Raw genomic sequence first — 22542 nt, 5'->3', positions numbered from 1 at the left:
TTGACGTACTGATCGATGGGGACGTGAGGCGCTGCACAGGCCGTTCGGCCCCGATTCGCCGCGACGCGGCATCGTCACACTCGAACGAAGGGACGAATCATGACTAACGTCGTTTCCGCGCTGGTCGGTGAGGTCCGCGCATTCCGGCAGGCGCACCCCGAGATCCGTTATGTCGACCTGATCTGCCTCGACCTGCCCGGGCATTTCTACGGCAAGCGCTATCCGATCGACGCGCTCGAAAAGGTCGCGTCGGGCTCGTTGCTGAAGCTGCCGCAGAATTGCGTGCTGCTCGGCACGCAGGGCGGCCTCTACAAGATCGGCGACTACTGCTTCAACGACGGCGACCCGGACGCGCCGCGCCGCCTGATTCCGGGCACGCTGAAGCCGGTGCGCTGGGAGCGGCAGCCGCTCGCGCAGATGCTGATCAGCTCCGACGGCACCGATTCGCCGATCGAGTTCGAGCCGCGCGAGGTGCTCGCGCGCGTGCTGCGGCGCTTCGCGGCGCGCGGCATCCGGCCGGTCGTCGCGTTCGAGCTCGAGTTCTACCTGTTCGCCGCGCAGCTCGCGGACGGGATGCCGCAATATCCGCGCGACCGCCTGAGCGACGATCGCGACGATCAGCCGAACATGCATATCGAGCGCCTGTCGCGTTTCTCCGACGTGCTGCACGAGATGGTCGAGGCGGCGTGCGAGCAGGGCGTCGATGCGACGGTGATCACGGCCGAGCTCGGTCCCGGCCAGTTCGAGATCAATTTCGGACACACCGACGATGCGTTGCGAGCGGCCGACTGGTCGGCGCTGTTCTGCCGCAGCACGCGCGGCGTCGCGTTGCAGCACGGCTATCGCGCGAGCTTCATGGGCAAGCCGTACCTGCATGCGCCGGGCAGCGGGATGCACGTGCACGTGAGCCTCTACGACGATGCCGGGCGCAACCTGCTGGCGGCGGACGGGCAGCGGCCGCTGCGGCACGCGGTGGCCGGATGCCTTGCGCTGCTGCCGCACTGCATGCCCGTGTTCGCACCGAATCACAACGCGTTCCGGCGTTACGGATCGATGGTGAATGCAGCGAGCCGCGCGAGCTGGGGCTTCGAGGATCGCGATGCGTGCATCCGGATTCCCGAGTCCGACGCGCGCAACCTGCGGATCGAGCACCGGCTCGCGAGCGCGGACGCGAATCCGTATCTGGTGCTCGCGGCGATCCTGACCGGGATGGAATACGGGCTCGACGCAGGCAAGGAGCCGATCGCGCCGCTCAACGAGGATCGCGGCAGCGGGATCGATTTCCCGAAGGAGATGCTGTCGGCCGTCGCGGCGATGCAGGATCATCCGGCCGTGCGCGAAGGGCTCGGCAGCGAGTTCGTGATGGTGTATTGCGAGAACAAGCGGCAGGAGCAGATCGATTTCATGAACGAGATCGGCGCGCGGGAGTATCGGTGGTTTCTGTGACGCGGGCCGGACGATCGGTCAGCTCGTCTCGATGTCGATGGCGGCCACCCGATGTCCGGCCAGCGCAAGTCCCTGAGCGAGTCTGGCCAAAGGCGCCCGTTGCTCTGCCGATGTCGCGGTCGAGCACAATTGCAGCGGAGCGTTGGCGGGATTCGCATCGTTGCGCAGCCGGAACTCGGCAAGCTGATGCTCGACCCGCCGCGCGATTGCGGTCGCGGTCTCGATCAGGCGGAACCGTGAACCGAAGATCCTTCGAATGCTCGGCATGAGCAACGCGTAATGCGTCGAGCCCAGCACGAGCGTATCCGCGCCTTCGTCGATCATCGGCGTCAGGTACGCTTCGAGCAGCGACTCGACGGCCGATCCCGTGGCTTCGCCTTGTTCGATGCTTTCCACGAGGCCATGCCCTGCCTGACACACGAAGCGGCACGCGTGATCGTTCTCTGCCAGCAGCGCCTGCAATCGTTGGCTGCGCAGCGTTGCGGCAGTCGCGAGCACGCCGACGACTTTTGAAACCGACGCCTGCACGGCGGGCTTGATCCCGGGCTCCACGCCGATGATCGGGATCGCGAACTGACTTCGGAGATGCGCGATTGCGTGCGTCGTTGCCGTATTGCATGCAATCACCAGCATTTTCGCGCCGTGCTGTACCAGCCAATCCGTGAGTGCCTGGCTGCGCGCCCTGATGAACGTATCGGACTTTTCGCCATAGGGTGCATACCTGGAGTCCGCGATATACAGGATGGCTTCGCCCGGAAGGCGCTGACGGATCGCCTCGACGACCGACAATCCGCCCAGGCCCGAATCGAATACGCCGATGGGGGCGACGCCGTTGTGCATGAAGCGTTACTGCCCGATCTTCGACGCCACGCACCCGGTGCTCGAACACTCGCGATCGCGCTCGCGCAGGAACGACAGCCGCGACTGCGTCATGTCGTTCGCGCATTCGAGGTTCACGTAATACCCGTCGTCGCGCGTGGTGCTGCACTTGTCGTCGCGCTGCTTCAGCCACGCGAGCTGGCCGGCCTTCAGCGCGGCCTGCTGGTCGCCGCTCAGCTGCTTGCGCAGGCGGCCGTATTCGTCGTTCAGGTCGCGATCGGACTGAGAGAACTGCGTGCTGGTGCAGTACACCTGGTCGAACGCGCTGCGCGGTTTCCCGCAGCCGGCCGCGTGCGCGGCGAACGGAACGGCAAGCGCGAGCAGTGCGCAGGCTGCGAGCAGATTCTTCTTTTTCATGGTGATGCTCCTGACTGGGTAAAAGCCGATGACGCACGTGCGCCGCGTCGTCATTCGGACGCGGTGCACGCGTCGATCCCGCCCGCGATCGCAGCGGACAGGCGCTGGATCGTGTCGTGCTGCGCGAGCCGCTTCTCTTCGTCCGGGTTGACGATCACGCCGGCCTCGACGAGCACGGCCGGAATCGGTGCGGTACGCAGCACGACGAGATCGTCGAAGCGGTGGATGCCGAGTGGCGGGTCGATCAGCGGGCGGTTCTCGCCGCGGATCGGCTGCGCGTGATACAGCGACGGCCGTTCGCCGGCCGCGACCAGCCGCTCGGCGATCGCCTTCGCGCAACGCAGGCTCTGTTCGTAATGCGGATTGCGTTCCGACACGAACACCGAGAAGCCGCGGAATTCGCGCTGCCGGCCGGCGTCGATGAACTGCTGCTGCATCGAGTCGTGATGGATCGACACGAACAGGTTTGCGTCGGGCGCCTGCGTCGAACGCTGGTCGAGCGCGATCTCGCGGCCGTCGGCCGACGTGCGCAGCACGCGGGCGCCGTCGTCGCTCAACCGCTTGGCAACGGCGCTCGACAGATCGAGGTTGTACAGGTATTCGACGCGGCCGCTCGCGCCGGTGGAGCCCGGGTGAGCCGGCGTATGGCCGGTGTCGATCACGATGTACGGAGCGTGTGCGCTGGCGGCCGGCGCGGCGTCTGCGGCGCGCAGCGCGAGCGGCATGCCGAGCAGGGCCGCGCAGGCGAGCACGCGCGCGGCGGCACGCGCGAACGGGCGAAGGCGTCGGATGGTTCGGTTCGTCATTGTTGTTGTCGCGTGAATGCGGCTGCGCTCGACGAAGCGGCGCGCGGCCGTCGGCCTGCATGATGCAGTCGGAATGTCGCGCGATTATAGCGGGTGGCGGCGGCGCCGCAATGACAAAACCGCGGGTGCAAGCCCGGCTGAAAGCGGGTTGTAAAACATGCGGCGGCGCGCGTTGCGCGAGCACGCGCCGCGTCGCCCTTCCGTTCCCGTCAGCGGTCGAACCGGAACGTCGACACGCTGTGCAGCGTCGCGTCGTCGGTGCCGACGAAGCCCTGCGTCCCCGCGACGGCCGAGCGCTGGCCGTTGCTCAGCACGGCCCAGTAGCATTCGCCGGCTGCCGAATAAAAGCCGGTTTTCGGATCGCTGATGCGGCACATGATCGTCGCGCTCATGCCGCGCCAGCCCGGGCCCGTGAAGCGCTCGACTTCCTGGGGCGTGCCGCGGCCGAACGTCGACATCCATTTGCCGTCGTCCTGCTTCACGAATCCCGCTTCCTTTTCCGCGACCGGCTCCAGCGCGCCGTCGACGATCTCGAATGCGATGAAATAGTTGCTGTTCGTCATGTTGCGGCCGACGATCGCGACGCAAGGGTCGCTGCCGCCTTCCGGGCACGGCTTTTTCACCTGCCGGTTCGCGAGGTATTCGAACGAGATGCCGAGCGCCGGGTCGCGATAGGTTTTCCAGCCTGCGTGTTTCACCTGCTTCAGCGCCGCCGTGCGGTCGCGGTATGCGGCGGCGATGCAGGCGGCATCGGCGCACGCATCGCGCTGCTTGAGCCACGCGCGCTGCGACAGGATCACCGCGCGCGGGTCGGCGGCGGCGTCGACGGTTGCATCGTAGGCGCTCGCCAGTGCGCTGTCGGCCGACATGAGTGCCTCGTCGGCGCAGATCAGGTGCTCGGTGCGCGTCTTCGAGGCGGAACAGTCGATGCCGGCGGCATGCGCGGAAAGCGTGAAGCTCATCGCGGCAACCGCGAGATAAAGATAACGGAAGCTGAACACGTACTCGTCCTCGTCATGGGGAAATCGGCGAACCGGATGGCGTTGAAGTGTCCGGCCGGTTTCCGCCCCTGTCAACGCGGCGCGGCCTCCGCTTCGGCCCAGCGCTTGAACGAATCGAGACGCCGGCGCGTCTGCACGAGATAGAACGCGCCGATCAGCGGTTCGAGCAGCCAGCGCAGCCAGGCCGGCTGGGCGCGGAAGTGGTACGTGAATTTCACCTCGGTCGTGCCGGGCGTGTGCTCGGTGAAGTTCCAGCTGCCGCTGAAGCGTTCGAGCACTTTCGGCCCGTCGACCATTTCGACGGCCGCGACCTGCGGCGGACGGTACGAGATGTAGCGCGACACCATCGTCGCGCCCGACTGGCTGCGGCAGAACGCGTCGACGCCGACGTCGGCCGTCATGCCGTCGAGCAGATAGGCATCGGTGAGGAAGCTGTCCCACACGAGCCGCCGCGCGTAATCCTGCGACCACGTGAAGAGGCGCCTGCGATCGACGCCGACGGTCCGGCTGACTGAGATCCTCATGATAGGGGGCGCGTCCGCGCAGGTTGGGATGGAGTCGAACGAGTGTAGCGCGCCAGTCTCGCGATTTCCGTCAGGCATCGTCAAGTCGAGCATGGGTTCGATTGACGCATCTCAAAAAAAGGCCTACGATCCGTTCCATGCCTTCGGGAAAGACCCGAAGCGTTTCAATCTCTTGAGGGAGCCTCATGAGTACGCAACAGAACCGGCGCTTCGACGCGCTCGTTTTCATTGGTCGTTTCCAGCCTCCGCATCGTGGTCACCTGAACGTGCTGAAGTCGGCACTGAGCCGGGCCGAGCGCGTGTGCGTGCTGATCGGGTCGACCGACAAGCCCCGCACCATCAAGGATCCGTTCTCGTTCGACGAGCGCCGCCAGATGCTGGCTTCGCTGCTCGACGCGTCCGAGCGCGACCGCGTGACGATCGCGCCGTTGCAGGATTCGACCTACAACGACGGCGACTGGGTGCGCTGGGTGCAAGACGCCGTCGCGTCCGCGCTCGGTGATATCGCACAGCGCAAGGTCGGGCTGATCGGCCACGAGAAGGACGCCACGTCGTATTACCTGCGGATGTTCCCGCAATGGGAGCTCGTCGATGTCGACGCGACGGAAGACATTTCCGCCACCGAGATCCGCGACCAGTATTTCGCCGAACGCCCCAACAGCTTCGTGCAGTGGGCCGTGCCGGAACCCGTGTTCGGCTGGCTCGAGCGTTTCCGCACGCAGCCGGAATTCGCGCAGCTGAAGTCGGAAGCCGAATTCATCGCCGCGTATCGCAAGGCGTGGGCGGCCGCCCCGTATCCGGTCACGTTCGTGACGGTCGACGCGGTGGTCGTGCACTCGGGCCATATCCTGCTGGTGCGCCGCCGCAGCGAACCGGGCCGCGGCCTGTGGGCGCTACCGGGCGGGTTCGTGAACCAGGACGAGCGGCTCGACGCGGCCTGCATCCGCGAGCTGCGCGAGGAGACCGGCCTGAAGCTGCCGGAACCCGTGCTGCGCGGCTCGATCAAGGATCGCCAGGTGTTCGATCACCCGACGCGCTCGTTGCGCGGCCGCACGATCACGCACGCGTGCCTGTTCAATTTCCCGACTGGCGAGCTGCCGCGCGTGAAGGGCAGCGACGACGCCGACAAGGCGCGCTGGGTGCCGCTGAACGAATTCGCGCAGATGCGCAACGTGATGTTCGAGGATCACTTCGACATCGCGTATCACTTCCTGGGGAAGCTGTGATCCGCTGATTCCCCGCATTCCGGTCCGCCGCGACAGACGCGGCGGCACTTCAACGGCCTAGAGGAGCTCTAGCCATGCAAAACGATCCCGGCGGCTTTGCCGCGGTTCTCGCCAATCCGATCCTCAACACGGATTCGTACAAGGCTTCCCACTTCCTGCAATATCCGCCCGACGCGCAGGCGATGTTCGCGTACGTCGAATCGCGTGGCGGCCGCTACGACCGCACGGTGTTCTTCGGTCTGCAGATGCTGCTGAAGGAATATCTGTGCAAGCCGATCACGCACACGATGATCGACGAGGCGCGCGATTTCTTCACGGTGCACGGCGAACCGTTCAACGAAGCGGGCTGGCGTCATATCGTCGAACGCTACGACGGTTATCTGCCGGTGAAGATCCGTGCGGTGCCGGAGGGTTCGGTCGTGCCGGTGCACAACGTGCTGATGACGGTCGAATGCGACGATCCGCAGGTGTTCTGGCTCGCGTCGTATCTCGAGACGATGCTGCTGCGCGTCTGGTATCCGGTGACGGTCGCGACGCGCAGCTGGCACCTGCGGCAGACGATCCGCCGCTTCCTCGAAAAGACCGACGACGATCTCGCGCAACTGCCGTTCAAGCTGCACGACTTCGGCGCGCGCGGCGTATCGAGCGCGGAGTCGGCCGCGATCGGCGGCGCGGCGCACCTCGTGAACTTCATGGGCTCGGACACGGTGCTCGGCGTGCTGGCCGCGAACCGCTTCTATCGCGAGCCGATGGCCGCGTATTCGGTGCCGGCGGCCGAACACAGCACGATCACGTCGTGGGGGCGCGAAGGCGAGGTCGACGCGTACCGGAACATGATTGCGCGCTTCGGTTTGCCCGGCGCGATCGTGTCGGTCGTGTCGGACTCCTACGATCTGTTCGCCGCACTCGACCTGTGGGGCGGCGAGCTTCGGCAGGCCGTGCTCGAGTCGGGCGCGACGCTGGTCGTGCGTCCCGATTCGGGCGACCCCGTGAAGATCGTGATGCAGACCGTGCGCGCGTTGGACGCGTCGTTCGGCTCGACCGTGAACGGCAAGGGGCGGCGTGTGCTGAACCGCGTGCGCGTGATCCAGGGCGATGGTGTCGACGCGAATTCGATCGAGGCGATCCTGGCCGCGCTCGACGACTCGGGTTACGCGGCCGGCAACGTGGTGTTCGGCATGGGCGGCGCGTTGCTGCAGCAGGTGAACCGCGATACGCAGCGCTTCGCGATGAAGTGCTCGGCGATCCGGCGCGGCGGCGAGTGGCACGACGTTCGCAAGGATCCGGTCACCGATCAGGGCAAGCGCTCGAAGAAGGGGCGGCTCACGCTGCTGCGCAATTACCGCACCGGCGAGTATCGGACGACGACGCTGCCGGTTGCGTGGGATGATCGTGCGGTCGAAAGCGAATGGGACGATGCGCTCGAGACGGTGTTCGATACGGGGCGGTTGCTGGTCGATGTGTCGCTGGCCGACGTGCGGGCGAGGGCGCACGCGGGGGAGGTGTGAGGTGAGGGGCGGGGCGGCCGGCGCGTTATCATGTCCACCCCCGCCACCGTCCCGTCCACTCCGTCACGAGGCCCGAACGATGCCGTTGCTTCACGCGATTCCCATCCTGCGCATCTTCTCGATCGAGAAGGCGTACTGCTTCTATCTGGACTACCTCGGATTCACGCTCGACTGGGAGCATCGCTTCGAACCGGGGCTGCCGCTTTACGCGCAGATCAAGCGCGATTCGGTGGTGCTGCATTTGAGCGAGCACCACGGCGACAGCACGCCCGGCTCGGCGACCTTCGTGCCGGTCAGCGACATCGACGCGCTGCATCGGGAACTGCTCGAGAAGAACTACACGTACGCGCGGCCCGGCGTCGAGACGCTCGACTGGGGCCGGCAGATGCAGATCACCGATCCGTTCGGGAACCGGCTCCGTTTCTGCGAGCTGTCATAGGTCACCGGTCGCGCGCGCACTGGCGCGCGCGTCAACTTTCGGCGCCGCCGTGCCTTCATCGCGCCGCGCCGCCTCCATCGCCCGCGCCAGCGCATCGAACACCGCCGGCCCCTTGCAGCGCGACACGTTGAAGCGCATGAACGAGGTCGCGCCGTGCGACGCACTGAACACGTTGCCAGGCGCGAGCACCACATCGTGATCGAGCGCATGGCGTGCGACACGCGCGGCGTCGAGCCCGTCGGGCAACTCCGCCCACACGAACAGGCCGCCGCGCGGCTCCGTCCAGATCCGGAGGCCCGCGCGCGCGAGGCGCCGGATCGTCTCGCCCATTGCATCCGCGAGACGCGCGCGCAGGCTGTCGAGATGGCGCCGGTACGTGCCGTCGACGAGCAGCCGGTGCACGACGTTCGCGCCGATCTGCGCATGGCCGAACGACGTCGCGAGCTTCAGGTCGATGAGCGCCTCGATCCATTCCGGGCGCGCGGCGACGTAGCCGCAGCGAACGGCGGCCGACAGCGTCTTCGAGAAGCTGCCGATCGACACGACGCGCGACAGCCCGTCGAAGGCCGCGAGGCGCGGCGCGGGCGTGCTCTCGAAATCCGCGAAGATGTCGTCCTCGACGATCAGCAGGCCGTGCTCGGCCGCGAGCGTCAGCAGGCGGTGCGCGACGGGCGGCGCGAGCGTCGCGCCGGTCGGGTTGTGCAGCGCCGCGTTGGTGATGTACAGGCGCGGCCGGTGCTCGGCCAGCACCTGCTCGAAGCGCGCGAGATCGGGCCCGTTCGGCGTGTACGGGACGCTGACGATCCGCGCGCGATGCGCGCGCAGCAGCGCCTGGAAGTTGAAGTAGCACGGATCGTCGAGCACGACCGTGTCGCCCGGCTCCAGCAGCAGGCGGCACACGAGATCGAGCGCATGCGTGCCGCCGTCGGTCAGCATGATCTGCGCGGGTTCCGCATGGACGCCGTGCTGCGCGAGCCGCCATGCGAGCTGCTGGCGCAGCGCGGGCAGGCCGAGCGGCGTCGCGTAATCGGTCAGCGCGTCGGATTCGTCGCGCGACACGGCGCGCAGCGCGCGGCGCAGGCTCTCGTCCGGCAGCCACGACGGCGGCAGCCATCCGCAGCCGGGCTTCACGGTCGTCGGCGCAGCCTCGAGCGACTGGCGCGACAGCCACAGCGGGTCGAGCTCGCGATCGAGACGCGGGCCGAGATCGGCGAGCGCGAGCGGCGGCGCGTGCCCCGACACGTAGAAGCCCGAGCCGCGCCGCGCGACGAGCACGCCTTCGCTCGCGAGCCGCTCGTATGCATCGACGACGGTCGATTTCGACATGCCCAGCCCGTCGGCCATCATCCGGATCGACGGTACGCGCGCACCGGGCATCAGCGCGCGGCTCGCGATCCGCGCGCGCAAGGTGTCCATCACGGTTTCCACGCGCGTGCGCGACGGCGCGGGCGGAACGGGAGACGGGGCGGAACGGTTCATGGCGAAGAATGAACTGTACGGACGGTTGTCCAGTACAGTTTGTCGAAATTGTATTGCGCTGTAGCTTACGCACTTTTCGCGGGCGGCGGATCATCGGTGATCCACTTTCCACGTTCAGGATTTCCCGTGCAAAAGACGACCGACGGATGGCTCAGCGGCCTGCTGGGCGTGATCATCTTCAGCGGCTCGCTGCCCGCGACGCGTATCGCGGTGCAGGGGCTCGACCCGCTGTTCCTCACGTTCGCGCGCGCGACGATCGCCGGCGCGCTCGGCCTGCTGCTGCTCGTCGTGCTGAAGCAGCGGCGGCCGACCCGAGCCGAGGCCGTGTCGCTGGCCATCGTCGCGCTCGGGGTCGTCGTCGGCTTTCCGTTGCTGACGGCGCTCGCGCTGAAGCACGTGACGTCCGCGCACGCGATCGTGTTCGTCGGGCTGCTGCCGCTCGCGACCGCGCTGTTCGGTGTGTGGCGCGGCGGCGAGCGGCCGCGGCTGCCGTTCTGGATCTTCTCGATCGTCGGCAGCGGTGCGGTGGCCGCGTTTGCGTTGCGCAACGGCGGCCAGGCATCGGTGGTCGGCGATGCGCTGATGCTGGCCGCGATCGTCGCATGCGGGCTGGGCTACGCGGAAGGCGCGCGCCTGTCGCGCCAGCTCGGCGGGTGGCAGGTGATCTCGTGGGCGCTCGTGCTGTCGCTGCCGCTGATGCTGCCGCTCACGTGGCTCACCTCGCCCGTGTCGTTCGACGGTGTCGATGCCGCCGCGTTGTGGGGGCTCGCGTACGTGTCGCTGTTCAGCATGCTGATCGGCTTCGTGTTCTGGTATCGCGGGCTCGCGCTCGGCGGGATCGCGGGTGTCGGCCAGTTGCAACTGCTGCAGCCGTTCTTCGGCCTGCTGCTGGCGGCCGGGCTGCTGCACGAGACGGTACCGCCGTCGATGATCGCAGTGACCGCGATCGTCGTCGGGTGCGTGGCCGGGGCGAAGTATTTCTCGCGGGGGATGCCGGTGCGGCGGGCGGGGTGACGCAAGCGTCGCTCCGCCTTCCACGCTTCGTACGCGCGTTCGACCTCCGCATCGCCGTCGACCATGAACGCCAAGCTCAGTGCGATGGCCAGCGCCGTCCCGCCGGCGCCGGCCAGGCTCAGCCCATCACGACGTTCGCGAGCTTGAACTGGTACGACGTCGCCGTCGTGCCGCCGCCGCCGCCCGTCATCACGATGTCGGCGCTCTTGATGCCGAGCAGCGACAGCTCGGTGTTGATGTCGGAGATCACCGCCGAGTTCATCACCGCACCTTGCTCGATCTGCGACGCGGTGCCGATCCACAGCGTCGGCTTGAACTCGAACACCGCCTTCTGCCCCGGCACGATGCCGGTCTTGCGCGCGAGCAGGCGGCTGTCCTTGAAGACCGACGCGGTGATCGCGCCCTGGCGCAGGTCATTGCGCAGCTGGATCTCGCGCGACGTCGGCGCCGGGCCGGCGAGCGCCAGCACGTTGCCCGACGTCGAGCGCGACACGCTGAACAGCTGACCGTTGTCCGCGCGCTTCTGCGGCATGTAGTTGCCGTCCGCGTCGCTCGCGGAAACGGTCGTCAGCAGCGGAAAGACGAACGGATGATTGTCGCCGCGCCCGCAGTTCGTGATCACCTTCCACGCGATCGCGAGCTCGTCGAAGTCGGTCGACACGTTCTTCTGGAAGATCACCACCTGGCTGTTGTTGACGTCGTTCGACAGATTGACGAAATTGAGCTTGATGTCCATGAGTCACCTTGATTCGGATGCCTGATTGAAAGCGGCCGGCGGAGCCCGCCGGCGCGCGTCGGGTGTTACGCCATCACGACGTTTTCGAGGCGGAACGTGAACGGCTGCGAGCGCGGGCCCGGGCCGCCGCCGGTCATCACGATGTCGGCGCTCGCGATGCCGAGCAGCGACAGTTCCGTGTTGATGTCGGAGATCACCGCCGAGTTCATCAGCGCGCCCTGCTCGATCTGCGACGCGACGCCGATCCACAGCGTCGGCTTGAACTGGAACACCGCCTTCTGGCCCGGCGCGATCGACGTCTTGCGCGCGAGCGCGCTGCCGTCCTTGTAGATCGTCGCGTTCACCGCGCCCGCCGGCAGGTCGTTGCGGACCTGCACCTCGCTGCTCGCGCCCGGGTCGCCGCCGAGCTGCAGCACGTCGCCCGAGCTGGAGCGCACGACCTGGAACACCTGGCCGTTGGCCGCGCTCTGCTGCGGCATGTGGTTGCCGTAGGCGTCGCTCGCGCTCACGCTCATCGTCATCGGGAACTTGAACGGATGGTTGTCGCCCTGTCCACAGTTGCGGATCACCTTCCACGCGATCGCGAGCTCGTCGAAATCGGTCGCGACGTTCTTCTGGAAAATCACGATGCTGGAGTTGTTCGCATCGTTCGAGCGGTTGATCAGGTTCAGTTGAATATCCACGTCGTTGCTCCTTGAGTTGAAAGACGGCAATCGGTTTGCCGCGCACCTTCCCACCGGCCTGGCCAGGAAGCCAGGCCGTCAAACCAGGCAAAAAACGGATCGCAGAAAAAACGCGCCGGACGCTACCGCCGCTCGACCTGCTCGAGCGCGAAGCCGAACGGCTGGGCATCGGCGCCAGTGCCGCCGCCCGTCATCACGATGTCCGCGGCGGCGACGCCCGCGAGCGGCAGCAGCGTGTTGGCGCTCGACAGCACCGCGGCGTCCAGCGCGTGGCTTTCCTGCACCTGCGACGCGACGGCGATCCACAGCGCGGGCGTGAAGCGGAACACGGCCTTCTGGCCCGGCGCGACCGCGTGCTTCGCGGCGATCAGCCGGCCCGCGCAGAACGCGTTGACGTTCACCGCGCCGCGCGTCAGGCGGTTCACGACTTCGACGTCGCCGCCCGCGGCGTCCGCGGTGTCCGGTGCGAGCCGACCGCGGCCGCTCGGCAGCGGGTCGATCGCGAAGCGCGCGCCCGCCGGCGCGGCGACGCGCGGCGAGAAGTTGCCGTGCTCGTCGCCGAGCGCGACCTCGATGTCGGTCGCGTACTCGAAAGGATGGAAGCAGTCGCGCCCGCAATAGCGGATCACCTTCCACGCGATCGCGAGTTCGTCGAAATCGGGCATCACGTCGCGCTGGAACAGCACCACCTCGCTGTTGCCGCAATCGTTCGAGCGGTTGATGAACCGGAGCCGGATGTTCATGACGTGTGCTCCGTCGCGCCCGCGTCGGGGTCGTCGCGCAGGTTGCGGTCGGCCCATTGCGCGAGGGCCGGCGCGATGCCCGCGGTCAGCGACGACACGTGCAGCGCGTGCGCGCGGGTCTGCGCGTGCAGGTCGCCGGCGAAGCGCCCGAGCGCCATCGCGGCGTCGCCGGGGCCGCGCGTGCGGCCGAGATCGTCGACGCATTGCGCGGCGGCGTCGGCGAGCGCGCCCGCGTGCTGCAGATGGCTCTGCATGAAGCGCGTCGCGAGGTCGGCATTCAGCGCGGCCAGCTCCTTGACCGCGGCGGCGGATTGCTTCAACCCGAAGCGCTCGACCTGGTCGCGCCACAGCGTGTTGGTGGCGGCCTGGCAGGCGTCGAGATAGTGATGTCCGGTCAGCAGCGCGGTGTGCGCGAACGCGCGCCACGCGGGACCGCGGGTCGCGCTGCCGGCGCCGGTCGTCTGCGCGACGACCTTGCCGAACAGCTCGAGCGCGCCGAGGTTCGCGCTTTCCCATTGGGCGATCAGCGAAGAAAACATGACGGGTCCTTGTCGTGTGAATCGTGCGAGGTTCGTGGAAGCGGCGGTCCGTGACGGCATGCGGCTCACGGGCGCGCGGCGCCGAGGCGCTGCACCATCTGCATCACGGCGGCCATCTGCGGCGCGTCGCGGCGATAGAAGCCGGGCCGGGTCGGCTCGGCGTTCGTATAGCCCCAGAAGTCCCAGCAGCCGAGCGGGTTCGCCGCCGACTTCGCGACCTGCGGATAGAGCACGATCAGCCGGTTCGTGTCGGCGATCTCGTTGTAGCCGGTGCCGCGGATCATCCGCTCGCCGACCGTCGCGACGTTCTGCACGCAGCCGTGGAACACGACGTGCACCGCGCACGTCTCGCGCTCGCACGCTGCCGGGACATACGCGTAGCCGGTGTCGTCGAGCGACGCGCGCCGCTGCGGGTCGAACGCGCGCTGGTCGAACGCGAGCAGCTTGCCGCCGGCCTGCGCGGCCGGTGGGTTGAGCGGCTTGTCGGGCGTTGCGTAGATCCAGCGGACGATGTCGTGCGCCTGCTCGAAGCCGCAGTTGTCGATGTACGGGCTCGCGTTCGCGCTGCACGCGGCATCGCCGGGGCGGCTCGTGACGAACGCGTGGCCGGCGTCGGGGTGGCGCCGGTACTGGAGGTTCGCGGCGCTCACCTGCGCGAGCTCGTAGAAGCGCACGGTCTGGTCGACGACGCGCGTCAGCACGACCGTGTCCTTCGCGCCGCTGAACACGTAGATGCGCTGGCGGCGCAGGTTCGCCGGATCGTCGATCTCGCCGCGCTGCGCGAACGTCCGCGCGTTGCGCCACGCGTCGGTCGCGGACGGCGCCGGGCCGACCGGCTGCATGCACAGCGTCATCGCGGCGATCGCCGGCTCGATCAGCTCGTTCGCGCCCGCGCAGTAGAACGGCCCGCCGGCGACGATGCCCGCGCCGATCAGCCGGCTCGAATACGCGACGTCGAACTGCGCCGCCATGAAGCCGCCGGACGACAGGCCGGACACCGACGTGCGCGTCAGGTCGGCGGCGTAAGCGGGCAGCGGCGCCGCGCCGGCCGCGCAGGCGGCTTGCGGCGCGACTGCCGCGACCGCCCCGGCGACGAGCGCGGCCGCGGCAACGGCGGCGCGCGCGGCGCGGGACAGGCGCGGAAGGGCGAAGCGGGGCGGCGCCGGGCGGCCGGGCCGGGGAGTGACGTTCATGCTGGGCTCCTGTGGTGACGAATCGTTGAGGTGCGGGGACGCGGCTTCGTAAGGCGACGGCTTCAGCTTAGGTGCGGCGCGCGGCGCGGTGAATGGCGCGAACGGCACGGTCGGCGACCCGTGACGATCGTTGCGCGCCGCATGTGCCGTTCACGACAGGAACAGCGCGCGTTCGGCCTGGCGGCGCCGCGTGAGGCCCGCGAGCGGCCGCCCGCCCGCCTTGTTCCAGACCAGGAACTGGTCGGCCGCGCGGGCCGGCGCGCCGGCGTTCAGGTAGCGCAGCAGCGTCGACGAGCGCAGGCGGCCCGAGCCGAGGTTGAAGACGAACGACATCAGCGCGTCGAACTGCTGCTGCGTGACCGGCACGCGCAGCAGCTTGCGCAGGCTCAGCTCGGCGCTGCGCAGGTCCTGCCGCAGCAGCGCGTCGGCTTCGGCCGGCGTGAGCGGGCGGGTGAAGCGCTCGTGCGGCAGGATCAGGTGGCCGTAGCCGATGGTCGGCTTGCCGACCGCATCGAGATACCGCGCGAGCCGCAGGCCCTCGAAGTGCTTGATCAGCTCGATGCCTTGCGTGCCGGTGCGTTCAGGCTGGTTCGCCATCGTGGTGCTCCTCGTTGCCGTGCCGTGCGCGCGGCACCAGGCGGTGCGTGTATTCGTCGATCACGCGCATGATCGCTTCGGGCGGCGCGAGCGCCGCGAACTGCATTTCGATGTCGATGTGCTCGGTGTCGCGGCGCCCCGCGTTGCCTTGCGCATCCTTGTTCGCCGTGCGCGGCGCGAGCGTCACGTAGAAGCGCCCGCGCTGGTCGTCGCCGGCGAAGCCGCCGGCCGGATGCGCCTCGGTGAAATCGCCGCGCACCGTCAGGTGCACGACCATCCGCTCGAGCGCGAGGCCGCGCGGCGTCGCGAGCGCGACGAGCGGCACCGGCATCGTGTGCTCGGCGTCGAGCGCGACCTGGACTTCGCGCGGCGCGAGCAGGCCGTCGTCGCGCCGGTCGAAGAACTGGTCGAGCACGGCCGTGTACTGATGCGCGAGCAGCTGATTCGCGGCCGCCGCGGCGTGCTGCATGCCGCGCGCGATCTCGTCGAGCGCGAGGCCGCGCGGCGGCGGGCGGTCGGCGTCCGCCGGCTCGCCGGGCGGCGGGGCGCACGCGTGGCCGTCCGACGCGCCGGATGCGGGACCGGGGGGCGTCCCCGGCGCCGCGTCGGGCAACGTGCCGGATGCCGCGCCGGACGACGACGCGCGGACGGCAGGCGCGGCTTCCGGCGCGGCGAACGGCGCGGCCGTCGCGCCCGGCTGCCCGCCCTGGGCGGCGCTCGCCGGTGACGGCGGCGGCCCGCCGGCGTCGGATGGCCCGCCCGCCGCCGCGTCGGCGGCCGGCCGGTCAGCGCGCGCGGCCGCGTTGCGCCGCCGTTTGAAGAGCCTGAACATGGCCGGACCCGGGCGCGCTTACGCGTGCTCGCCGGCCTGCGCGGGCGCGCCCGCCGCCGCTGCGCCGTCGCCCGACGCGCCCGTGCCCGCGCTCGACGTCTCGCCGATCAGCTTGCCGTCGGTCGGCGTCGCGGGCAGCGGCTTCACGTCCTTCGCCTTGTCCGCGGCGACGACCGGCTTGGTCGCCGCTTCGGTCAGGAAGTCGATCACGCGCATCAGCGCTTCGGGCGGCTGCTGGCGCTTGACCTGCGTGTGGATCGAGTATTTCGCGCGCGTGTCGGTGCTGCGCGTCTGCTCCGACTTGTGCGACACGCGGCCGGACAGGTTGACGCTGACGGGGCCCCAGCCGATCTTCGCCTTGAACTCGCCGCCGGCCTCGGTCGACGACGACGCCTTCTCCGACTGCGTGATCTCCATCTCGAAGTCGATCGTGCCTTCCTCGATCGCGATGATCGGGTGGACGATCGCGGCGAGCAGCGGGATGCGCATGGTCTTCTGCACGACGCCCTTCGATACGCCGCTTTCGTCGACGAGCGTTTCGTCGTAGTCGAACTGCACGGCCACCGCCTTGCCGCCCTGGATGCAGACCTGCATCAGGAAATCCGCATAACTCTTTGCGGCTTGCGTTTGCGCGCTGATCATCGCCTTTAATGGCCCGGCGATCATTTGGTCCATCGGTAAAGCGTTAATCACCGAACCAATGAAATTAGCGTCCATGAATAAACTCCTCTGCCTGTTGAAGACAACGGACATTCGCTGTCGTTAATCAAGTTAGGCAATGGGAAGTGTCCGGAGAAGATGACGGTCGTCACGCTCGATGCCCGGGGAAGACCGTTGTAATGGAATGAAATGCCGGAACCGGGCCGAATTAGGACATTCTTCCCGGATCGACGAGCCTAGTGCGCGGCGAAACAAACAGCGGTAAAAATCCGGCGGAAGGGAAGTAAAAAAACCTAAATCCCGCTTTCGAGGAAACCGCGCAAATGAACGTCCTGATGATCGACAGTCCGCCGTTGTTCGTGGCGGGCGTGGCAGACGTAATGTGTAAACGCGACATGAGCTGGCATGTGTGGTCCGCCCAGCGCCCCGAGGACGTTCGTCGCTTGCGCGACGCGCTGCTGCCCGACACGGTCGGCGCAGTCACGATCGAATGCGACGACCATGCACCGCCCACGATCTGGCCGAACGTGCTGCACGAGACGTTCGGCGCGACGCCGTGGCTGTGCGTCGTCGGCGGCGTGTGCCGCCGGACGATCGCCGACGCGCTGCTGGCCGGCGCCGCCGGCATCATCGACCGGCGCGCGAGCGCGGACGAGTTCGCGGACGCGCTCGCCCGGGTCGCGGCCGGCGCGATCTACGTGCCGGCGGGCGAAGGCGGGGCGGGGCACGCGCGCGCGGCCGGCGCGCCGGCCGGCGACGACCGCGCGTTCGAGCGGCTGACGCCGAGGCAGCGCGAGGTGCTGCGGCTGCTGGCCGAAGGCAAGTCGAACAAGCAGATCTGCCGCGTGCTGAACGTCGCGGAGGGCACGATCAAGAACCACCTGTATGCGCTGTTCCGGCAGATCGGCGTGAGCAACCGGACCGAGGCGGCCTTGTGGCTGTCGCGTCACGTGCCGGCCGATCCGTCCCCCGGCTATATGTTCACGCCCGCCTGCACCCCGCCAGGCTGACGTGCTCCGCCGGCCCCGGACCGGCCGGCGCGGCGTCCAGCGCCGCGCGCCGCGGGGCGGCCAGCGTGGCGCGCAGCCCGTCGAGCGCGTGCCGGATGGGCGTGGCGCGCACGCTCACCTCGCCGGCGAACGGCCGGTCCACCGCCAGCACGAAAAAGAACGCGAGCCCGAGCGTGACCGCCCAGATCGACACGAGACCGACATTGAAGCGCGTGCCGGGCAGCGCATACAGCAACAGCAGCGACAGGCTGCTCGACACCAGCATCACGGCCCAGAGCGTGCCCGGCATCGCGGACTCGAGATTCTGCAGGCGGGCCTGCCGGTACTTGACCATCTCGTTCGCGCGCGCCATCGCCTGCGCGAGCAGCACGCGTTCGCGCTCGTCGGTCGGCGTGACGCGATTGATCGCCGCGAACATCCGGTCGAACGCGGCTTCGGCGCGCGGGTCGGCACGGCCGTGCTGCTGCATCTGCGGCCACTCGTCGTCGACGACCCGCGCGAGGTAGTCGGCGAGCGCGCGGCGCGCGGGATCGGCGCCGGTGCCGGCGACGCGGAACGCGGCGAGGTCGCGCGACAGCTCGGTCGCGCAGGCGGCTTCGGCCGCGACGGTATCGGTCGCGGCCTGATAAGAACTCCACACCGACACGGCCGAGAACGCGACGAGCAGCGAGTTGATCGTCGTGACCGCCGACAGCATCGCGACGATCATGCCGCGCTGTTCGGCGTCGATTCGTGCGGGCAGCACGCGCCGGAACGCGGCATAGCCGAGCAGCGCGGCCGCGAGCGTCGCGGCCACGATCAGTGCACCCATCGCGGCGGCGGGAATGTTGTAGAGAAACAGCATGTCGCTACTCCTGATGGTCGTTGGGCGGCGTGGGGGAAAGCGGCGCGCCGTGCTGCGCGGGCGACGGATCGGCGGCGAGCATCGCGCGCGTGAACGCGGCAAGGCGCGCGCGGATCGCGTCGGCGGACGCGGACGTGTCGAGCGACTGCTGCAGGTCGAGCAGGCTCGCCGCGAGCTCGCCTTGCCAGTGCGCGCGCTCGCTGGCGGCGCGGGCGCGGGTGGCGACGAGCGTCGCATCGACGTCGGCCGAGCGGTCGCCCTGCACGAGGGTCTCGAGCGTGTCGACGAGCCGTTGCAGCACGCGGTGCACGGCCGTCGCGGAGAAGCCGCCGAGCATCGCGAGCGCCGGCCGGCCGAAGCTGTGCATGCTGCCCTGCGCAAAAAGCTGGGACGGCAGCATTTCGACGAGGATCAGCCCGGCGATCACGCCGAGGATCAGCCGCGCGCCGTACGACGCGTCGTACTTCGGGTCGTAGGTCGACGCGGCGACGTAGCGGTGTGCCTGGAACAGCGTCGCGAACGACGCGCCGAGCCCCGCGCAGCACAGCAGGAACAGCGTGTTCCACAGCAGCAGCGTGCCGTCGGACTGCAGGAAGCCGCGGTCGATGTTCTCGCTCGACACGTGCGGCGACAGGCTCGTCGCGATCACCGCGAACAGGAAGCCGAGCGCGGAGAAGGTCAGCAGCCGGATCAGCGGCACCGGGCCGAGCCATGCGAGCGGATGCGCGTTGCGGCGATGCAGGTCGAGCAGCGTGACGGCCTGCGGCGTGGCGGGCGCGACGAGCGCGGCGAGCTTGCGGTGGAGCGTCGCGAGCGCGCGCTGCTGCGCGGGGGCGAGCGGCGGGTCGGCCGGCGAGCGGCCGTTGGCGATCAGTGTCGCGAGCTGCGCGACGGCGTCCGGCTCGACGGGCAGCCCGTGATGCAGCGCGAAGCGCGCCATCGCCTCGCATTCGTCGCAAAGCTGCGCGGCGAGCCCGTCCGCCGCGCGCGGCGCGGGCGGCGGCACGGGCGGGCGGCGCCGGCCGTCGAGCCAGCGCGCGAAGCGGAACGCGTCCATTTCATTGCGCTCCGCCCGGGGCCGGCGCGTCGGCCGTGAATTCGCGGATCGCGACCCGCTCGCGGGCATCCGCGCCCGGATCGTGCATGCAGGCGGCCGGTGCGACGCGCGTCCGGCGCAGCCGCGTGCGGTCGACCTCGAACGCCGCGACCTGCCTGGCGGCGTGGCCGTCGTCGTGCGCGATGTATTGCAGCGACCGCGGCGCGGGGAACGCGACGTCGGTGGGCGGCACGAAGTCGATCAGGCAACGCGGCGCGTCGGGATGCGTGCGCTTGGCCGCGCAGTCGTGGCGCACGGAGATGACGCGGACGAGCTGTTTCATGGCGGGATTCCTTTGAGCGGCGTCGCGCGTCGTGCGCGGACCCGTGCTGGCACTTTGCGGGGCGCGCGTCGCGCGGGCAATGCGGCAGTCGTCATGGACCGCGGCGTGACGAACGGCCTATGGCGCCGTGCCGGATGCGCGGTTGACGTGGGCGGGCACGTGATGCACGTGCGCAGCGGATATCCCGAAATGAAATGAAGAGGAATGCGATCAATGAGGCTGATCGCTTACCGCGCGTGCGAATGGCGATAAGGGGAGGGGAGATCGGCCGCCGCATGTGTGCGGCAGCCGTTGCGATGCGATCTTGCGACGAGGTGGAACGATCCGCTTACGCGTCCAACTCCAGCGCGAGCAGCTCGGCGACCGTCTGCCGGCGGCGGATCAGCCGCGGCGTGCCGCGATCGACGAGCACTTCCGGCGCGAGCGGCCGGCTGTTGTAGTTCGAGGACATCGACGCGCCGTACGCGCCCGCGTCGTGCAGGAACAGCAGGTCGCCGATCTGCGGCTGCGCGAGCTTGCGGTGCGTGACCACGCCGCCTGCGTCCTGCGTAAACACGTCGCCCGATTCGCACAGCGGCCCCGCGATCGCGAGATCGACCAGCGGCCGGCCGGCCGGCAACGCGCCGTCGTGCGCGTGCACCGATACCGCGTGGTAGCTGCCGTACATCGACGGGCGCATCAGGTCGTTGAAGCCCGCGTCGATCAGCACGAAATCGTGCTTCGGCCGGCGGTTGACGGCCTGCACTTCGGTGACGAGCGTGCCGGCTTCGGCGACGAGGAAGCGGCCCGGTTCGATCTCGATGCGTACCGGGTGGCCGAGATGCCGTTCGATCCGCTTGCGCGCGGCGTCCCACTGGCTGAAGTAATGACCGACGTCGACACGCGGCTCGCCGTCGCGATACGGGATCGACAGGCCGCCGCCGGCCGAGATCGCGTCGATGTCATGGCCGAGCGACGTGACGAGATCGACCATCGCGTCGCACACCTGCGACAGGTGGCCGTAGTCGACGCCCGACCCGATATGCATGTGGATGCCGACCAGCTTCAGCCCGTACTGGCGCACGATCTCGATCGCGCGCGGCACGTCGTCGATCCAGATGCCGTGCTTGCTCTGCGGGCCGCCGGTGTTGGTCTTGTTGCTGTGGCCGTGGCCGAAACCGGGGTTGACGCGCAGCCACACCCGGTGGCCGGGCGCGTGCTCGCCGATGCGCGCGAGCATGTCGAGCGAACCGGCGTTGACGGTCACGCCGTGCTTGAGCACCGCCGCGAGCGTCGGGCGGTCGATCAGGTCGGCCGTGAACACGACGCCTTCCGGCTCGCCGGCCGGGCTGAACCCCGCCGCGAGGCTGCGCTCGATCTCGCCGAGCGACACGGCATCGACGCACGCGCCTTCCTCGCGCATCAGCTTCAGGATATGGACGTTCGAGTTCGCCTTCTGCGCATAGCGGATCACGTCGAACTGACGCAGTTGGGCGATACGGTCGCGGATGACGTCGGCGTCGTACACCCACAGCGGGGTGCCGTATTGCTGAGCGAGCGTCGCGAGTTGGCGGGAATCGAGGGACATGGCGGATGCATCGGGTCGAATGAACGGATAACGTGAATGATGCGCCTGTTTGTCTATGCAGTAAAATGCTCGTTTATCGAAATTCAATTCACGTTTGATATAGAAGAACATGCTCACGCACCGCCATATCGAGGTCTTTCGCGCGCTGATGGTCACCGGCAGCACGACGCGCGCGGCCGAGATGCTCTATACGTCGCAGCCGACGATCAGCCGCGAGCTCGCGCGCATGGAGCAGGTCGTCGGCTTCGCGCTGTTCGAGCGCGCGCATGGCCGGTTGCGGCCGACGATGGCCGCGCTCACGCTGTTCGACGACGTGCGGCTCGCGTATGTGGGGCTTGAACGCGTCGCGGCCACGGCCGCGCGCCTGCGCGAGTTTCGCGACGGTCAACTGTCGGTGATCGCGCTGCCGGCGTTCTCGCACGCGATCCTGCCGGGCGCGTGCCGGCGCTTTCATGCGGCGCATGCGGGCGTCAGCCTGTCGGTCGAAACGCAGGAATCGCCGATGCTCGAAGAGTGGCTGACCGCGCAGCGTTACGACCTCGGGCTGACCGAGCACGACGTCGCGCCGGCCGGCACCGTGCTCACGCCGCTGCTCGAAGCCGACGAAGTATGCGTGCTGCCCGACGGCCATCCGCTGCTCGCGCAGGATGCGATCGATCTGCTGGATCTCGCCGATCGCCCGTTCGTGAGCCTGTCGCTGAACGATCCGTACCGCGTCCTGATCGACGAGGCGTTTGCGCAGCTCGGCGTGGCGCCGCGCTCGGTCGTCGACACGCCGTCGGCCGTGTCGGTGTGCGCGTTCGTGCGGCAGGGGCTCGGCGTCGCGATCGTCAATCCGCTGACCGCGCTCGATTTCGTCGGGCGCGACCTGCACGTGCGGCCGCTCACACGCTCGTTTCCGTACCGCGTCAGCGTGATCGTGCCCGAGCACCGGCCGAAAAGCCTGCTCGTCGATGCGTTCGCCGATGCGCTGCGCGCCGAGGCGAAGGCGATCCGCGGCCGGCTCGCCGCGCATCTCGGCCGGCGTGCGGCCGTATGATGGATGTTTCGCCCTCTTTTCCCTCCGTAACACGACCCCGG

At 68.7% G+C, this 22542-nt stretch carries 25 protein-coding genes; 7 read left to right on the top strand and 18 right to left on the bottom strand.

Annotated features, from left to right (window positions below; all coding sequences use genetic code 11):
• Positions 1 to 99 precede the first annotated feature (99 nt).
• On the top strand, positions 100 to 1446 hold the full coding sequence (locus WT26_RS31255) for a glutamine synthetase family protein (protein ID WP_069274748.1): 1347 nt from the start codon (positions 100 to 102) through the stop codon (positions 1444 to 1446).
• A gap of 18 nt (positions 1447 to 1464) precedes the next feature.
• Here WT26_RS31255 and murI read toward each other — a convergent pair whose 3' ends face one another.
• From murI to WT26_RS31230, 5 genes are all read right to left on the bottom strand, one after another.
• Positions 1465 to 2286, bottom strand: a complete 822-nt coding sequence (gene murI, locus WT26_RS31250) for a glutamate racemase (RefSeq protein WP_069271544.1) — start codon at positions 2284 to 2286, stop codon at positions 1465 to 1467.
• A 6-nt stretch (positions 2287 to 2292) separates the two neighbouring features.
• The gene (locus WT26_RS31245) at positions 2293 to 2682 is read right to left on the bottom strand and encodes a lysozyme inhibitor LprI family protein (protein ID WP_069275208.1); all 390 of its coding nucleotides are present in this window, start codon (positions 2680 to 2682) and stop codon (positions 2293 to 2295) included.
• Positions 2683 to 2732: 50 nt separating this feature from the next.
• Positions 2733 to 3488: an N-acetylmuramoyl-L-alanine amidase family protein gene (locus WT26_RS31240; RefSeq protein ID WP_069274747.1), complete on the bottom strand. Its 756-nt coding sequence runs from the start codon at positions 3486 to 3488 to the stop codon at positions 2733 to 2735.
• A gap of 209 nt (positions 3489 to 3697) precedes the next feature.
• Positions 3698 to 4489, bottom strand: a complete 792-nt coding sequence (locus tag WT26_RS31235) for a lysozyme inhibitor LprI family protein (protein ID WP_069274746.1) — start codon at positions 4487 to 4489, stop codon at positions 3698 to 3700.
• Positions 4490 to 4560: 71 nt separating this feature from the next.
• The gene (locus tag WT26_RS31230) at positions 4561 to 5013 is read right to left on the bottom strand and encodes a type II toxin-antitoxin system RatA family toxin (RefSeq protein ID WP_069274745.1); all 453 of its coding nucleotides are present in this window, start codon (positions 5011 to 5013) and stop codon (positions 4561 to 4563) included.
• Between the two features lie 185 nt (positions 5014 to 5198).
• On the opposite strand from WT26_RS31230, the gene WT26_RS31225 reads away from it, so the two are divergent.
• The 3 genes from WT26_RS31225 to WT26_RS31215 all read left to right on the top strand — a co-directional run bounded on the left by WT26_RS31225 (position 5199) and on the right by WT26_RS31215 (position 8186).
• Positions 5199 to 6239 (top strand): bifunctional nicotinamide-nucleotide adenylyltransferase/Nudix hydroxylase, encoded by a 1041-nt coding sequence (locus WT26_RS31225; RefSeq protein ID WP_059728964.1) that lies wholly within the window; start codon positions 5199 to 5201, stop codon positions 6237 to 6239.
• A gap of 74 nt (positions 6240 to 6313) precedes the next feature.
• Positions 6314 to 7747, top strand: a complete 1434-nt coding sequence (locus WT26_RS31220) for a nicotinate phosphoribosyltransferase (RefSeq protein WP_069274744.1) — start codon at positions 6314 to 6316, stop codon at positions 7745 to 7747.
• A gap of 79 nt (positions 7748 to 7826) precedes the next feature.
• Complete coding sequence (locus WT26_RS31215) at positions 7827 to 8186, top strand: glyoxalase superfamily protein (protein WP_042588352.1); 360 nt, start codon at positions 7827 to 7829, stop codon at positions 8184 to 8186.
• Here the strand turns inward: WT26_RS31215 and WT26_RS31210 are convergent.
• Positions 8181 to 9665, bottom strand: coding sequence for a PLP-dependent aminotransferase family protein (locus WT26_RS31210; RefSeq protein WP_069274743.1), 1485 nt, complete (start codon positions 9663 to 9665; stop codon positions 8181 to 8183). The two genes, WT26_RS31215 and WT26_RS31210, sit on opposite strands and share 6 nt — an antisense overlap.
• Before the next feature lie 126 nt (positions 9666 to 9791).
• On the opposite strand from WT26_RS31210, the gene WT26_RS31205 reads away from it, so the two are divergent.
• Complete coding sequence (locus tag WT26_RS31205; RefSeq protein WP_069274742.1) at positions 9792 to 10679, top strand: DMT family transporter; 888 nt, start codon at positions 9792 to 9794, stop codon at positions 10677 to 10679.
• Between the two features lie 118 nt (positions 10680 to 10797).
• Here the strand turns inward: WT26_RS31205 and WT26_RS31200 are convergent, their stop codons facing one another.
• The 8 genes from WT26_RS31200 to WT26_RS31165 form a co-directional block, all read right to left on the bottom strand.
• Positions 10798 to 11415, bottom strand: coding sequence for a hypothetical protein (locus tag WT26_RS31200; protein WP_059534699.1), 618 nt, complete (start codon positions 11413 to 11415; stop codon positions 10798 to 10800).
• Between the two features lie 65 nt (positions 11416 to 11480).
• Positions 11481 to 12098, bottom strand: a complete 618-nt coding sequence (locus WT26_RS31195; RefSeq protein ID WP_042588349.1) for a hypothetical protein — start codon at positions 12096 to 12098, stop codon at positions 11481 to 11483.
• A 122-nt stretch (positions 12099 to 12220) separates the two neighbouring features.
• Complete coding sequence (locus WT26_RS31190) at positions 12221 to 12841, bottom strand: hypothetical protein (protein ID WP_059772215.1); 621 nt, start codon at positions 12839 to 12841, stop codon at positions 12221 to 12223.
• Complete coding sequence (locus WT26_RS31185) at positions 12838 to 13380, bottom strand: hypothetical protein (protein ID WP_069271541.1); 543 nt, start codon at positions 13378 to 13380, stop codon at positions 12838 to 12840. Before WT26_RS31185 ends, WT26_RS31190 begins: the two co-directional genes overlap by 4 nt.
• A 65-nt stretch (positions 13381 to 13445) precedes the next feature.
• Positions 13446 to 14573 carry a PHB depolymerase family esterase gene (locus tag WT26_RS31180; RefSeq protein WP_059718637.1) on the bottom strand — a complete coding sequence of 376 codons (1128 nt, stop codon included), beginning with the start codon at positions 14571 to 14573 and terminating at the stop codon, positions 13446 to 13448.
• Positions 14574 to 14723: 150 nt separating this feature from the next.
• Positions 14724 to 15170 (bottom strand): lysozyme, encoded by a 447-nt coding sequence (locus WT26_RS31175; RefSeq protein ID WP_042588345.1) that lies wholly within the window; start codon positions 15168 to 15170, stop codon positions 14724 to 14726.
• Complete coding sequence (locus tag WT26_RS38695; protein ID WP_230461664.1) at positions 15154 to 16002, bottom strand: DUF2589 domain-containing protein; 849 nt, start codon at positions 16000 to 16002, stop codon at positions 15154 to 15156. The genes WT26_RS31175 and WT26_RS38695 overlap by 17 nt, the downstream gene beginning before the upstream one ends.
• 18 nt (positions 16003 to 16020) lie before the next feature.
• Positions 16021 to 16719 carry a DUF2589 domain-containing protein gene (locus WT26_RS31165; RefSeq protein ID WP_059851631.1) on the bottom strand — a complete coding sequence of 233 codons (699 nt, stop codon included), beginning with the start codon at positions 16717 to 16719 and terminating at the stop codon, positions 16021 to 16023.
• Between the two features lie 266 nt (positions 16720 to 16985).
• On the opposite strand from WT26_RS31165, the gene WT26_RS31160 reads away from it, so the two are divergent.
• On the top strand, positions 16986 to 17672 hold the full coding sequence (locus WT26_RS31160; protein ID WP_042588343.1) for a helix-turn-helix transcriptional regulator: 687 nt from the start codon (positions 16986 to 16988) through the stop codon (positions 17670 to 17672).
• On the opposite strand, the gene WT26_RS31155 is transcribed toward WT26_RS31160, so the two are convergent.
• The 4 genes from WT26_RS31155 to lysA form a co-directional block, all read right to left on the bottom strand.
• Positions 17644 to 18516, bottom strand: a complete 873-nt coding sequence (locus WT26_RS31155) for a DUF4239 domain-containing protein (protein WP_059851629.1) — start codon at positions 18514 to 18516, stop codon at positions 17644 to 17646. The genes WT26_RS31160 and WT26_RS31155 overlap by 29 nt on opposite strands.
• 4 nt (positions 18517 to 18520) lie before the next feature.
• Positions 18521 to 19573 (bottom strand): hypothetical protein, encoded by a 1053-nt coding sequence (locus WT26_RS31150; RefSeq protein ID WP_155123267.1) that lies wholly within the window; start codon positions 19571 to 19573, stop codon positions 18521 to 18523.
• Between the two features lies 1 nt (position 19574).
• Complete coding sequence (locus WT26_RS31145) at positions 19575 to 19895, bottom strand: hypothetical protein (protein WP_069271540.1); 321 nt, start codon at positions 19893 to 19895, stop codon at positions 19575 to 19577.
• A gap of 328 nt (positions 19896 to 20223) precedes the next feature.
• Positions 20224 to 21462: a diaminopimelate decarboxylase gene (lysA, locus tag WT26_RS31140; protein WP_069274741.1), complete on the bottom strand. Its 1239-nt coding sequence runs from the start codon at positions 21460 to 21462 to the stop codon at positions 20224 to 20226.
• A gap of 109 nt (positions 21463 to 21571) precedes the next feature.
• On the opposite strand from lysA, the gene WT26_RS31135 reads away from it, so the two are divergent.
• Positions 21572 to 22501, top strand: coding sequence for a LysR family transcriptional regulator (locus WT26_RS31135; protein ID WP_069274740.1), 930 nt, complete (start codon positions 21572 to 21574; stop codon positions 22499 to 22501).
• The last annotated feature ends 41 nt before the right edge of the window (positions 22502 to 22542 follow it).

The organism is Burkholderia cepacia (assembly GCF_001718835.1).
In the GTDB taxonomy this organism is placed as follows: Bacteria; Pseudomonadota; Gammaproteobacteria; order Burkholderiales; family Burkholderiaceae; genus Burkholderia; species Burkholderia cepacia_F.
The sequence above is the reverse complement of the archived record's forward strand: the minus strand, read 5'-3'. Positions and strand labels throughout refer to the sequence as shown.

What these genes read in the sequence shown, in the direction of transcription:
- WT26_RS31145 (WP_069271540.1), bottom strand. Translation starts at nt 19,895, where the DNA reads ATGAAACAGCTCGTCCGCGTCATCTCCGTGCGCCACGACTGCGCGGCC.
- WT26_RS31240 (WP_069274747.1), bottom strand. Translation starts at nt 3,488, where the DNA reads ATGACGAACCGAACCATCCGACGCCTTCGCCCGTTCGCGCGTGCCGCC.
- WT26_RS31215 (WP_042588352.1), top strand. Translation starts at nt 7,827, where the DNA reads ATGCCGTTGCTTCACGCGATTCCCATCCTGCGCATCTTCTCGATCGAG.
- WT26_RS31180 (WP_059718637.1), bottom strand. Translation starts at nt 14,573, where the DNA reads ATGAACGTCACTCCCCGGCCCGGCCGCCCGGCGCCGCCCCGCTTCGCC.
- WT26_RS31255 (WP_069274748.1), top strand. Translation starts at nt 100, where the DNA reads ATGACTAACGTCGTTTCCGCGCTGGTCGGTGAGGTCCGCGCATTCCGG.
- WT26_RS31200 (WP_059534699.1), bottom strand. Translation starts at nt 11,415, where the DNA reads ATGGACATCAAGCTCAATTTCGTCAATCTGTCGAACGACGTCAACAAC.
- WT26_RS31225 (WP_059728964.1), top strand. Translation starts at nt 5,199, where the DNA reads ATGAGTACGCAACAGAACCGGCGCTTCGACGCGCTCGTTTTCATTGGT.
- murI (WP_069271544.1), bottom strand. Translation starts at nt 2,286, where the DNA reads ATGCACAACGGCGTCGCCCCCATCGGCGTATTCGATTCGGGCCTGGGC.
- WT26_RS31165 (WP_059851631.1), bottom strand. Translation starts at nt 16,719, where the DNA reads ATGGACGCTAATTTCATTGGTTCGGTGATTAACGCTTTACCGATGGAC.
- WT26_RS31155 (WP_059851629.1), bottom strand. Translation starts at nt 18,516, where the DNA reads ATGCTGTTTCTCTACAACATTCCCGCCGCCGCGATGGGTGCACTGATC.
- WT26_RS31220 (WP_069274744.1), top strand. Translation starts at nt 6,314, where the DNA reads ATGCAAAACGATCCCGGCGGCTTTGCCGCGGTTCTCGCCAATCCGATC.
- WT26_RS31190 (WP_059772215.1), bottom strand. Translation starts at nt 12,841, where the DNA reads ATGAACATCCGGCTCCGGTTCATCAACCGCTCGAACGATTGCGGCAAC.
- lysA (WP_069274741.1), bottom strand. Translation starts at nt 21,462, where the DNA reads ATGTCCCTCGATTCCCGCCAACTCGCGACGCTCGCTCAGCAATACGGC.
- WT26_RS31135 (WP_069274740.1), top strand. Translation starts at nt 21,572, where the DNA reads ATGCTCACGCACCGCCATATCGAGGTCTTTCGCGCGCTGATGGTCACC.
- WT26_RS31230 (WP_069274745.1), bottom strand. Translation starts at nt 5,013, where the DNA reads ATGAGGATCTCAGTCAGCCGGACCGTCGGCGTCGATCGCAGGCGCCTC.
- WT26_RS38695 (WP_230461664.1), bottom strand. Translation starts at nt 16,002, where the DNA reads ATGTTCAGGCTCTTCAAACGGCGGCGCAACGCGGCCGCGCGCGCTGAC.
- WT26_RS31175 (WP_042588345.1), bottom strand. Translation starts at nt 15,170, where the DNA reads ATGGCGAACCAGCCTGAACGCACCGGCACGCAAGGCATCGAGCTGATC.
- WT26_RS31210 (WP_069274743.1), bottom strand. Translation starts at nt 9,665, where the DNA reads ATGAACCGTTCCGCCCCGTCTCCCGTTCCGCCCGCGCCGTCGCGCACG.
- WT26_RS31245 (WP_069275208.1), bottom strand. Translation starts at nt 2,682, where the DNA reads ATGAAAAAGAAGAATCTGCTCGCAGCCTGCGCACTGCTCGCGCTTGCC.
- WT26_RS31185 (WP_069271541.1), bottom strand. Translation starts at nt 13,380, where the DNA reads ATGTTTTCTTCGCTGATCGCCCAATGGGAAAGCGCGAACCTCGGCGCG.
- WT26_RS31150 (WP_155123267.1), bottom strand. Translation starts at nt 19,573, where the DNA reads ATGGACGCGTTCCGCTTCGCGCGCTGGCTCGACGGCCGGCGCCGCCCG.
- WT26_RS31160 (WP_042588343.1), top strand. Translation starts at nt 16,986, where the DNA reads ATGAACGTCCTGATGATCGACAGTCCGCCGTTGTTCGTGGCGGGCGTG.